Source organism: Streptococcus sp. FDAARGOS_520 (assembly GCF_003812685.1).
GTDB lineage: Bacteria > Bacillota > Bacilli > Lactobacillales > Streptococcaceae > Streptococcus > Streptococcus agalactiae.
In genome coordinates this window covers 825,506-838,480 of record NZ_CP033810.1, presented here as the reverse complement: position 1 = coordinate 838,480, position 12,975 = coordinate 825,506, and the positions used below count along the sequence as shown (strand labels likewise).

General features: G+C 35.2%; 7 protein-coding genes. 4 read left to right on the top strand and 3 right to left on the bottom strand.

All coding sequences use genetic code 11. The annotated features are described in order from the left end of the window. Window positions 1–4: 4 nt before the first annotated feature. The 3 genes from EGX96_RS04325 to EGX96_RS04315 form a co-directional block, all read right to left on the bottom strand. Complete coding sequence (locus EGX96_RS04325) at window positions 5–1,393, bottom strand: sensor histidine kinase (protein WP_000730417.1); 1,389 nt, start codon at window positions 1,391–1,393, stop codon at window positions 5–7. Continuing rightward, window positions 1,390–2,076: a response regulator transcription factor gene (locus EGX96_RS04320; RefSeq protein ID WP_000161338.1), complete on the bottom strand. Its 687-nt coding sequence runs from the start codon at window positions 2,074–2,076 to the stop codon at window positions 1,390–1,392. Before EGX96_RS04320 ends, EGX96_RS04325 begins: the two co-directional genes overlap by 4 nt. Before the next feature lie 232 nt (window positions 2,077–2,308). Further along, window positions 2,309–7,021 carry a S8 family serine peptidase gene (locus EGX96_RS04315; protein WP_001093389.1) on the bottom strand — a complete coding sequence of 1,571 codons (4,713 nt, stop codon included), beginning with the start codon at window positions 7,019–7,021 and terminating at the stop codon, window positions 2,309–2,311. Between the two features lie 322 nt (window positions 7,022–7,343). Here EGX96_RS04315 and EGX96_RS04305 point away from each other — a divergent pair, with 322 nt between their 5' ends. The 4 genes from EGX96_RS04305 (at window position 7,344) to EGX96_RS04290 (ending at window position 12,845) form a co-directional block, all read left to right on the top strand. Continuing rightward, window positions 7,344–8,036, top strand: coding sequence for an AzlC family ABC transporter permease (locus tag EGX96_RS04305; RefSeq protein ID WP_000410681.1), 693 nt, complete (start codon window positions 7,344–7,346; stop codon window positions 8,034–8,036). Then, window positions 8,026–8,349 carry an AzlD domain-containing protein gene (locus tag EGX96_RS04300; protein ID WP_000610953.1) on the top strand — a complete coding sequence of 108 codons (324 nt, stop codon included), beginning with the start codon at window positions 8,026–8,028 and terminating at the stop codon, window positions 8,347–8,349. Before EGX96_RS04305 ends, EGX96_RS04300 begins: the two co-directional genes overlap by 11 nt. 369 nt (window positions 8,350–8,718) lie before the next feature. After that, entirely contained in the window at window positions 8,719–10,956 is a 2,238-nt protein-coding gene (gene metE / locus EGX96_RS04295; RefSeq protein ID WP_000241563.1) for a 5-methyltetrahydropteroyltriglutamate--homocysteine S-methyltransferase, read from the top strand. Window positions 10,957–11,000: 44 nt separating this feature from the next. Continuing rightward, window positions 11,001–12,845 (top strand): bifunctional homocysteine S-methyltransferase/methylenetetrahydrofolate reductase, encoded by a 1,845-nt coding sequence (locus tag EGX96_RS04290; protein WP_000032989.1) that lies wholly within the window; start codon window positions 11,001–11,003, stop codon window positions 12,843–12,845. The last annotated feature ends 130 nt before the right edge of the window (window positions 12,846–12,975 follow it).

Sequence of the window (12,975 nt, the reverse complement as noted above, 5' to 3'; positions counted from 1 at the left end):
AAAGTTAGGCAATTTTGTGGCAATTGAAATAAATCGTAAAAGTTGTTGAGGTCGAATCACTCTCAGCGATGATATTACCATGATGTTGCTTGATAATTTCTTTAGTCATTGCAAGTCCAATACCTGTTTGGCCGCCATGTCCTTTATAGAAGCGATCGAAAATATAAGGCAAGTCTTCTTTTGAAATGGCTGGTCCGTCGTTTGAGATAGTTAGTTTTTGATTTGTGTAAGAGATTTCAATATGAGAAACAGCATAGCGTAGTGCGTTACTAAGGATATTATTGATAGCTCGTTGAATCAACTCTTCGTTACCTTTTAGTAACTTTTCATGCTTGTCTGGTCTATAAGTAATACTAATCTTTTGTTTATTAGCTAGGGGTTTGAAATAAGCAATAATACTATTAAGTAATTCATTTAAAGAAAATTCATCTTTTTGATCACTTAAGTTACTATCTAATTTAGAGAGTAAGATAATATCGTCTACGAGCTGTTTCATTTTTTTGCTCTCTTGCAGAATAACAGAGTGTGCGAGCTCGGCATCAATAATACCCTCTTGAACTCCCTCAGTATATCCTTGGATGGACATTAAAGGTGTCCGTAACTCGTGGGAGGCATTTTGAAAGAAGTTTCTTTGGCTCTCTTCTGCTTGGTAGATTCGATTTGCCATTTCTTGGCTCTCAAGTAGAAGAGGATCGAAATCAGAAAAGACAATTTCTTTTTGACTAGATTGATGATTGCCTTGATTTTTCCAAAGGCTGGAAATATAAGTTTGTACTGATTGAATAGATTCTCTAATTCCAGTGAAAGTCTTCCTCATAATAAATAGCATGGGAATATAGGTTAGTACTAAGATAACTATAAGAAAATGATTAATTTTAGTAATTAGATGCTGGGTGTAAGTAATGTCTGAAAAGTTAATCACATGAAAAAGTTGCGACTGTGCTTTAGGAACTTTTTTTATGCTACCATCAACAAGGATACCAGAGTAGTCTTTGGTCATTACATAATAGGTTTTTTTCTTGATGGTTACAAACATACCATCTTTTTCCTTAGAAATTTGCCACAATCTTTTTTGGGTAAGATAGCGAATAATATCATGGCTCTCTTTTTTATGATTATCAGTGCCATATTTCATACGATAATGCTGGTCAAAAATAGCATAGTAAGACCAAACAAAGATGCTATCTTGGTTAACCATATTTTCATCTGGTATTTTCTTGTTGTTATAGATACTATCTAAAATGGTGAAATTCGCCTGCATGGAATTCCTTGTCATTTGATGGACATAGTCTTTAATGACATAGTTGACAGAAAAATAGATGAGGTAAAAACCAAGAAATAGAGTGATGCTATTAATAAGGATAAGATTGCTAATTAAACTTTTCTTTTTCATTTGTCCTCTTTGATTAATTTGAAGCCGTAACCCCAGACAGTTTTGATACTAACCTGACTGTGGTATTGCTTAAATTTTTTACGTAATCGTTTAATAGTGTCATCAACTGCTCTGCTTTCAATATCATCAAATCCCCAAATACGATTAAGCAGTGTTTCCCTAGAAAAAGCAGTTTCAGGTTTTTCAATTAATACTAAAAGAAAATCAAATTCTGTCTTGGTTAAGGGCATTTCTTCATTTGATAATAGGGCTATTCGCTTTTCGGTATCCAGAGTTAAATCTAGGAACTGATACTGAGTGTCATTTTTGATTGCTTTTTCATCAAGGCGTTTGAACAATGCTTTAACATGTAGACTAAGTTTTATAGGTGAAAAAGGCTTGGTGAAGTAATCGTCAGTTCCTAAATTAAAAGCCGTAATGAAATCAACATCAGAATCTCTAGCTGTTAACATGATAATAGGAATATTATCATATTGGCGGATGCTTTTCATAACATCTAAACCATTAGTTCCAGGCATCATTATGTCTAATATAACTAAATCGGGTTTTTGGTTTTTATAGGCTTCTAAGAGAAGGTCTCCAGTTTCAAATGCTCGAACAGTGAAACCATCATGTTCTAAAAAAGGAACCACCAAGTCACGAATATTCTTTTCATCATCAGCGAAATAAATTATTTTTGTCATGTATACCTCAATACCCATAGTTATAATTTGACTTTTAGCTAGCTGTTTATGTCATATCAAATATAACAAAAAAAGAGTTTTTTTCCCATTCTTTGAAGTGTTATGGTGTTATAAACCAAGATACTGCAGAGAAAAGGTCTTTAGGAACATCATTTTAAGCTCCTCAAAAAGGCACCAGTCACTAACTATTAATAGCTAGTAATTGATGCCTTGCTCTATTTTTTAAAGTATTTTATTCTCTTTTGATAGACTTTAGTTTGATTGTTGCCAGACCTAGCATAGAGAGACTAAATAGCAATATTGTATAGGTTATTTTAGGAGTGCTTTCGCCTGTTTTAGGAAGCTTGTTTGTCTTTACCTTTTGATTATCGGTTTGGCTAGTCACCCCTAAGACACGCTTCTGAGCAACCTCACTTTCTTTAGTCATGCCTTTTTTGAATATCAACGCCTGGGGCTGATTTGGCGGATTGATAGGTGTGGTATTGAGAGAGTCATTATCATTGAGTGATTGACTATAATTCTCTGCGGAAGAAACTCTATCACGGCCATCAAGCTCTTGTTCGGTTGCTTTTATTTGGTTTAATAACTCTTCAACTTGAGCTTGTGTAGCTTGTCTATTGGAAAGCAGCAATTCTGCTTTCTTGATAAGGTTATTATAATTTTCTTTAGCAAATTGACTGGCGTTCTGATATTTAGATGATGTTTGTTTCAGAACGTTTGCTTTAATTATCATATGGTGTAAACCAGAGTAATCAGTTTCATGACCATTTAATTGATTTTTAGCAATATCAAGATTTTCTAAGGCTTTGTCTACTTCTGATTGAGTGACGTTAGGTTTTTGTAGAAGGTTTTTCGCCAATTGGACTTGATTGATATAAGTTGATTGGCTTAATGGACTAGCATTAACAAATTGATAGTTTCCCTTGATTTCTGTTTCAGCTAAAATAGCTTTTGCCAGTAAAGAAGTATCTGTTTCTTTACCGTTAAGAGCTTGGCGACTTTCTCTCAAAGCAGCAATAGCATTATCAATACTTGTTTGTTCCACTCTATTTTTAATTAAAGTTTGTGCCTTTTCAAGATTAGCTAGGTAATTATTTTTTAAGTGAGTTCCAGCATTATAAAACACAGGCTGGGTAATAATATCAGTTTGTTCTGCTAGGGCATTAATCAGAGGAGCTTTATTAATCAGCGTCAATTTTGTTAGGTTTACCTGATCTTCTTTTACGGATACAAGTAAATCATCTAAGTTCTCTAAAGTGCTATACCCACTAGGCAGCGTTACGTTTAAACGATAGTCTCCTACAGGTATGTTTTTACCATAGTCAGTAGGAGAATAAGTTGCTTTTGGTAGATCAACAACAGTATTTGTCTTAGTAACCAACTGGACTGTTGCTCCTTTTGGTAAAAGCTTGTCAAATTCAACGAGTAAGGCTGCTTTCTTGAGTAAGTTAACTTTAAATAAGACGTCTTTAAGGCTATCTTTTTCAGAAATAGTTACAGTGACACTTTTGGGACTGATTAGATTTGCTCGTTCCTCATCGTATAAGAATAGATCAAACGTATAGGTACCAAAAGGCAATTTCAATAAATTGAGGTCTTTCCCGTGATGTTGCTTTTTGATGATATTACCTTTGTCATCTTTGACAGAGTAAGAGAAATCAATATCGACATTACTGTTAAGCTCAGGGCTAAACACTTTGACGTTTACTAAACCATTTTTATTGCCAATATTGATCAAATCTTCGAGTTTTGCTGATACTAGATTGCCTGCATAATCTTCAACAGTATAGTAGACATGAGAGAAATCGTTAACCTCTTTAGGTAGAATAAAGCTACCATCCTTTTCTTGTTTGATAAATACTTTGTTATCTTCAACAAGGATACCGTCTTCTCCTTGTTGACGTAAGACGCTATTATAATGACCATCTTTATCTTTTTTTAAGTAAAAAACTTGTTCTCTAAAGATACCAGATTCCCCGTGTTCTACTGCAGGACGAGCTTTGAAGATACGTCTATCTTTGTCATAAGTTGCTGTTGTTAGTGTAGGAGCTTGTCTATCCAAAGTGATATCAAACACCATTTGTTGTGGCTTAGAGCCAGGGACATCAGAGTAATAAGTTAAAACGTATTTGTATTTTCCATCTTCTAAAGGAATACCATCAGTAGTGGTTCCTTTCCATTCTGTGTCATATAAAAATGTAGATTTTGGATTTTCAGTATTTCCGCTGTAGTAATTTTTATCTCCTGCTTGGGGAGCACTTACCCATAGTGGTTTTTGTAAATTAACATCATCTGCACGATAGACTTTGGCTCTTAAATTATTGAAATTACGTAAGAAAACACCTTTCACTGCAACGGCATCTTGATTTTGGTCATCATTAGGTGAAATGGCTAGATGAGGCTGGCCTTTTTGATCTAGTTGTAAGATCCATTTTCCATCTATAGACTTATAGCTTCCCAAGGCTTTCAATTGGATAGGACTAGTACCGTCTGTTGAGTAGATAGGCTCTGAACTTGTAGTCATTAAGGCAGTATAATCTTCTGAACCAGGAACTTCGTTTGTTTGTTTTGGTTGGAAATAAAATCCCTTTTCTTTGTTAGCAACAAGCTTATAAATGGATTTTTCTAAAACTTCTAAGTTTTGGAATTCTCCCTTAAATCCAACATAAGGAATACTAAGAACTTCCCCACCATCAACAGGGTCTGTAAAACGTACGTAGCCTTCTAGGAAATAGCCGTTTGGCATTACTTTTTTTAACATGTCATGGTATTTCGAAACATCTATATCAATTGTAATCGTTTGGGTTTGCCCTGGTTCAATCCGTATCGTTTTCCCTGTAAATGTACCAAGTTGTTGAGGAGCCAATGTGACAAAGCCATCTTTAACTTGATCAGTATTTAAATAGGTTGTATAGTGTAAATCTTTTGCAACTTTATTGATATTATGAACAGTAACATCAAAGGAAATTTTATCTTTAATATTTCCTAATGTAACGCTGCCATAGTTGTTTTCCCCACCAGTTAGGTATAATCCTGTCTGAACTGCTGCTGCGACATCGATAATACCTGCTCCTTGTTGGCGTGGTGAGGTGTAAGCGCCTGTATCTTTGTTTAGGTGTGCTTTAGCAGTACTCATAAGAAGGTATTTGACAGTTCTTTCAATGTCACCTTTTTTAAGTTCTGGATGTTCTTTCAATAAGTATTGTTTAACTAGAGCAGTAGCACCAGCGACATGGGGAGAAGCCATACTTGTCCCACTCATCATATCATATTCATTATCATTGATAGCGGCGTAAATAGAGCCTCCAGGAGCAGATAAGTCAGGTTTTAATTGTCCGTCTGCTGTTAACCCCCAGCTTGAAAAGTCAGATAGGACACCTGCATTAGGGTTGGCTTGTTTATTTTTGATATTGTTAAATACAATTTTATAGTTGTTTTTAGCTAAAACATCTCCAAACTCTTTTTGGGTAAAAATAGCAGGAATAGCACTTGCTTCAGGATCTAAACTCATTGTTAGATTAGCTTCCCCAGCTTTGTTATTAAAGATAATAGCTCCCACAGCACCGTGATTAATAGCATTGACGACTTTTTTTGTAAAAGTAATATCTCCACGTTCAATTAAGGCGATTTTACCATTTAAAGTTTTGTCCTTATAATCATTGTCGTTTCCTTTTCCTACGAAAACATAATCATATTGTTTCCCTACTTCAAAGGTCTTATCACTAACTTTAGGATCTGCATAAGCAGCTAATCCGTTGTTGAGATTTCTGTTGTTTTCTAATCCGATAATGTTGAAGACTTTATTAACCAGTGTTGTATTATTATATGATGCTACAGAAATGGCCTCACGAGCTGTTGATGGACTACCAACTAAACCATAATCAGGATAAAGAGCAGAAGGCTTTGATGCTCCACTCCCAAATGTACCGTCGTTACCTGCTGCTATAACAACAGAAACGCCAGCGAGTCTAGCCATCTCTAAAGCTTTTATAAGTCGGTCATCGGCATTAACTAAAGACCCATTAGCTCCACCTAAACTTAAATTAATGCTGTCAGCACCGAGTTTAACGGCATCTTCAATAGCTTTAACATAAAGGGCTGGTCCAGTTCCTCTTTTTTCATCAGAGAAGACTCTCATAAACATTACTTGTGCTTCAGGAGCAACACCATAGATTAATTCATTTGTATCTTTCTTGCTAGGATTAGCTGTTGCGATACTGGTTACGTGCATACCATGAGAAGTGCTTTTCACCTCTTTTAGCTCTGTATTGACATCAACATAGTTGTGACCAAAGATTACTTTGTTGTTATACCATTTTCCATAGTTTATACCAGCTTTTGCTTTAGCAGCATTCATTTGCTGTTCGTTTTGGTATTTTGCTTTTGTCGAATCATTTAATTGGAGAGCATCGTGATTGATATCTAGTCCTGAGTCAATAATTGCTACAACAGTTCCCTCTCCTTTGTAGCCTGTGTTCCATACTTTGGGGACAGTGATAATTTTATTACTATCAATGTTTTGAGGGGTTTCTTTAGAAATAGCTGGTGTAGATTTGACTGCTAAATTTTGTTTGGTTAAAGGAGTTTTAGAAACTTCTTGAGTGCTTTCAACCGGTTGATTTGCGACTGGGGAAAATGTCTCGGTGGCTTGAGAGTGAGACTCAGCTACTGGTTGTGTTTCTGTTGGACTATTATTAGCCTTTGTAACAAGATTGTCTTGAGCTGTCGACGCAAGGGCTGATGACGTGTTGTTAGTAGGTGTCTCATTTGCTATGCTCGTTGGACTGTCTTTTACTTGCTGTTCAACTGCAATATCAGATGGCTTATTTATGACAGAATCAGCAGCTACATTTGTGATACCACCTAAAAAAAATAGGGTTCCCAAAAGTACAGATACGGCACCTAACTTATATTTCCGGATTGAAAAACGCTGTTTTGTGTTCATAAAAATCTCCTTTTCTTGTAACATAATAATTACAAAAACTATTAAAACATAAAAAATCAAAATTTTCTACAATTTTCTGAATTTTCATTACAAATTATTTTGTGGTAAATTTAAGACCGTACCTAAAGCATTTTTTAAAAATCATTCTATGAAAATAATAATATTGTCCAACTATATGGCTACAATATCAAAGGTTTATAGAATAATTACAGGATATTTATTAGTCTAATTGCTGGCAAAGATAAATAATCATTCCTCTTCTTTCTTAGTAATCACCGTTGTGCTATAATAACTGAATATACTGAAAATTTAGGGGGATATGATGGAAAAAGGATTTAAAGAGGGAGTGAAAGATGCCTTGCCCACAGCTTTAGGGTATATCTCAATAGGCTTGGCGTTTGGGATAGTTGCTTCAGCATCAGATTTATCTGCAATAGAAGTTGGTCTTATGAGTGCCTTGGTATATGGGGGATCTGCTCAGTTTGCTATGTGTGCGCTATTATTAGCAAAAGCAGACTTGATGACTATTACGATGACAGTATTTTTAGTTAATTTGAGAAATATGTTAATGAGTTTACACGCGACTACTATCTTCAAGTCTGCTCACCTAATGAATCAATTAGCCATAGGAACTCTAATAACAGATGAGAGCTACGGCGTTTTACTTGGAGAAGCATTACATCACAAAGTTGTATCGCCTAGTTGGATGCATGGTAATAATGTGATGAGTTATTTGACATGGGTAATCTCAACGATAATAGGAACTTTACTGGGGAGTACTATTCCTAATCCAGAAATGTTTGGTTTAGACTTTGCATTAGTCGCCATGTTTATAGGTCTCTTTGTATTTCAGTTGTTTGGGATGTTATCTGATGGAAAGCGACTTGTTGTATATGTTCTTGCTTCTGTAGGTTTAAGTTACTTCTTATTAGCTACTTTTTTGTCAGGAGCCTTATCAGTATTGCTTGCGACTGTTGTTGGATGTAGTGTGGGAGTTGTTTTAGATGATAAATAGTACCGTTTTTCTTGCTATTCTTTTAGGTTTTGTTGTTTCTTGGGTGCCAAGAGTCGCTCCATTCATATTTGTAAAATACAAAGGGCTACCAAATAGTCTTGTGAAATTTTTAAAATTTCTTCCTCTTTCTATTTTATTTGCCCTAACATTCTCTAGCTTTTTTTCAGTTAAATTAGGACAATTGCCAACACTAAAATGGTTAGATTTATTGGCTGGCATACCAACTCTAGTTGTCACTATTCGATATCGAAATTTATTTTACACTGTTCTTACTGGTATCGTTACTATGGCTTTATTGAGATTACTATTTTAACGTGTAGGAATGGAAGATTAATAAAAACACAAAAAACGCATCTATTTCTAGATACGTTTTTTGTGTTTTTGTCTAGACAGGAACTTTTGATAGCCGATGTGTAATAGTTTGACTAATTGTTAATAATATCAACAGATTTTTCTGTATCTTGATAATATGAGTTGATTGTAAGATTGCTTTTTAAAGATATCTACATGCTGCTGTTTTAAAATTTATAAAAAGGTCCATAGTGGTTTATATAGTTTAAAACTATATAAATCGCTAAAAATATAAAATATTAAAAGCTATTGATATTATAGTTTTCATGGACTAAAATAATTCATAAAACTAAAAGGGTTAGTTATTAGCTATAACTTGATGGAGGAAATTATGGTAAAAGTTTCAAATTTAGGGTATCCACGTCTTGGTGAACAGCGCGAATGGAAGCAAGCGATCGAAGCTTTCTGGGCAGGGAATCTTGAACAAAAAGATTTAGAAAAACAACTAAAACAATTACGTATCAATCATTTAAAGAAACAAAAAGAGGCAGGTATTGACCTTATTCCAGTGGGGGATTTTTCTTGTTATGATCATGTTTTGGATTTGTCATTTCAATTCAATGTAATCCCAAAGCGTTTCGATGAGTATGAGAGGAATTTAGACCTTTATTTTGCTATTGCAAGAGGTGATAAAGATAATGTCGCATCATCTATGAAAAAGTGGTTTAATACCAACTACCACTACATAGTCCCAGAATGGGAGGTTGAGACTAAACCTCACTTGCAGAATAATTACTTACTTGATCTTTATCTAGAAGCTAGGGAAGTAGTTGGTGATAAAGCAAAGCCGGTTATCACTGGTCCAATAACCTATGTTTCCTTATCATCAGGAATTGTCGACTTTGAAGCGACTGTTCAGCGGTTATTACCACTTTATAAGCAGGTCTTTCAAGATCTGATAGATGCAGGCGCCACCTATATTCAGATTGATGAGCCGATATTTGTAACTGATGAAGGTGAACTTTTAGTAGATATAGCTAAGTCTGTTTATGATTTTTTTGCAAGAGAAGTACCACAAGCCCACTTCATCTTTCAAACCTACTTTGAATCAGCAGTCTGTTTAGATAAACTCTCTAAGCTGCCAGTAACGGGATTTGGCCTTGATTTTATACATGGTAGGGCGGAAAATTTAGCTGCTGTTAAGCAAGGTCTATTCCGCGAAAAAGAATTATTTGCAGGAATTGTTAATGGTCGAAATATCTGGGCAGTAAATTTAGAAGAAACGTTGGCTTTATTGGAAGAGATAGGTCCCTTTGTTAAACGATTGACTCTTCAACCTTCTTCAAGTCTTTTACATGTACCGGTGACGACTAAATACGAAACACATTTAGACCCTGTGTTAAAGAATGGCTTATCATTTGCTGATGAAAAACTAAAGGAATTAGAACTATTAGCTAGTGCTTTTGATGGTAATAAAACAAAGGGATATCACGAAGCTTTATCTCGTTTTTCAGCTCTTCAAGCTGCTGATTTTCGTCATGTAGCATTGGAATCATTAGCAGAAGTAAAGCTTGAACGAAGTCCGTATAAATTACGCCAAGCTTTGCAAGCTGAAAAATTACAGTTACCGATTTTACCAACAACAACTATTGGATCCTTTCCTCAATCACCTGAAATTAGGAAGAAACGCCTTGCTTGGAAAAGAGGAAATCTATCTGACTCAGATTATAAAGATTTCATAAAAACTGAAATTAGAAGATGGATTGCTATTCAAGAAGATCTTGATCTTGATGTGTTAGTACATGGCGAATTTGAGCGTGTTGATATGGTTGAATTTTTTGGTCAAAAGTTAGCTGGTTTTACGACAACCAAATTAGGCTGGGTACAGTCTTATGGTTCAAGGGCGGTCAAACCACCTATCATTTATGGTGATGTCAAACATATTCAACCCTTAAGCCTTGAAGAAACGGTTTATGCCCAAAGTTTGACTAAGAAACCTGTTAAAGGCATGTTGACAGGTCCTATTACTATAACGAACTGGTCATTTGAGCGAGATGATATTAGCCGATCTGATCTTTTTAATCAAATTGCTTTGGCTATAAAAGATGAGATTCAACTTTTGGAACAATCAGGTATTGCTATTATACAAGTGGATGAAGCAGCCCTTCGAGAAGGTTTACCCTTACGCCAGCAAAAGCAACAGGCTTACTTAGATGATGCTGTTGCGGCCTTTAAAATTGCAACTTCATCTGTGAAAGATGAGACACAAATTCATACACATATGTGTTATTCAAAATTTGACGAAATTATTGATTCTATCCGTGCACTAGATGCAGATGTTATTTCTATTGAAACGAGTAGAAGTCATGGGGACATCATTGAAAGTTTTGAAACAGCAGTTTATCCTCTAGGAATTGGCCTGGGTGTTTATGATATTCATTCCCCTCGCATACCTACTAAGGAAGAAATTATTGTCAATATTCAACGATCACTAAAATGTCTATCAAAAGAGCAATTTTGGGTAAACCCTGATTGTGGCTTAAAAACACGCCGTGAAGCAGAAACAATTGCTGCCTTGGAGGTTCTTGTTTCAGCTACCAAAGAGGTTCGTCAGCAATTAGATAATTAATAGGTTAATCAGTAAAGGATTGCCATGAGGGAGGAGTAAAGAAGATGTCCAAGTTTTTAGAGAAATTAAAAACAGATATTCTAGTAGCTGACGGTGCAATGGGAACTCTCCTTTATACTTATGGGCTAGATACTTGTCATGAATCCTACAATGTAACACATCCAGAAAAGGTTCTAGCCATTCATCAAGCTTATATTGAAGCGGGTGCAGATGTTATTCAGACGAATACCTATGGGGCTCAACGTCATCGATTAAAGAACTACGGTTTGGAAGATCAGGTTGTCTCTATCAATCAAGCAGCAGTTAATATAGCTCATCAAGCGACTTTGGGTAAAGAAACATTTATTTTAGGTACTGTTGGAGGTTTTCGTTCTCAAAGACAATGCGATTTAACATTGGATAATATTGTAGAAGAAACTTTGGAACAAGTTGAGGCTTTATTGGCGACAGGACAGCTAGACGGATTATTGTTTGAAACTTATTATGATATTGAGGAGATAACGACAGTTTTAAAAATTGTGAGGGAGATGACTGATCTACCAATTATTACTAATATTTCTCTTCATGAAGCAGGGGTAACATCAAATGGAAAGCCTATTGTAGAGGCGCTCAGCCAATTAGTTATGCTAGGTGCAGATGTGATTGGCTTAAATTGTCACCTTGGACCCTATCATATGATCCAATCATTGAAGCAAGTTCCTTTATTTGCCCAGTCTTATTTGTCAGTTTATCCTAATGCAAGTCAGTTATCTTTAGATGGTGAGAATAGTCAATACCAGTTTAGTCAGAATTCAGAGTATTTTGGAAAATCTGCAGAACTTCTCGTAGCAGAAGGAGTTAGGCTTATTGGTGGTTGTTGTGGGACAACTCCAGATCATATTAGAGCTGTGAAACGATCTATTAGAGGATTGAAACCTATTGAACGAAAGGTTGTTACTCCTATAATACCTGTAAAAGATTTTGTTAGGCGTATCAGACGAACAGATACTCTAGTGGATAAGGTAAAAAAAGAAGTAACAATTATCGCAGAATTAGATCCTCCAAAGCATTTAGATATCGTTCAGTTTCAAAAGGCTATACGAGCGATTGACCAAAAAGGTATTGCAGCAATTACTTTAGCAGATAATTCACTATCTAATACACGTATTTGTAATTTAAGTATAGCTAGCTTGCTTAAAGATGAAATTAGCACACCCTTTTTACTACATATAGCTTGTCGTGACCATAATTTAATTGGTTTACAGTCTAGACTGTTGGGCATGGAATTATTAGGTTTTAACCATATTTTAGCCATAACAGGAGATCCGACTAAACTTGGTGATTTCCCAGGAGCGACTAGTGTTTATGATGTGACTTCCTTTAAACTCCTTTCTCTGATTAAACAACTTAATCAAGGTTTATCTTATAGTGGTGCTAGCTTGAGACGTCCAACAGATTTTACAGTTGCTGCTGCCTTTAATCCTAATGTGAAAAACCTTACTCGAACCGTAAAATTGATTGAGAAAAAAGTAGCTTCTGGTGCTGATTATTTTATGACACAACCAATATTTGATCACTCTGTGTTAAAGGAATTAGCTGATCTTACTAAAACAGTTGAACAACCCTTTTTTATCGGAATTATGCCAATAACAAGTTATAATAACGCTGTTTTTCTACACAATGAAGTTCCTGGTATTAAACTTTCTGAGTCATTTTTATCTGCTCTTGAAAAGGTAAAGGACGACAAAGAAGCTTGTTTAACTTTGGCCTTAAACGAGAGTAAGTCCTTGATTGATGAAGCCTTGAACTATTTTAATGGTATCTATTTGATTACTCCCTTTTTACGCTATGATCTGACTCTTGAGTTAATTGACTATATACAAAAAAAGCAAGTAAGAAAGTCCTCTTAACTTTCTTACTTTTTAGTTGGTCGTTTATTATTATAATAAAAGTTACGTACCAAAACAGAGGTTAAACTAGATTTTTAAGCCACCTTCTATACTAAGATAAATTAGTTAATTTAAGTTTTCTTTAAGTTTA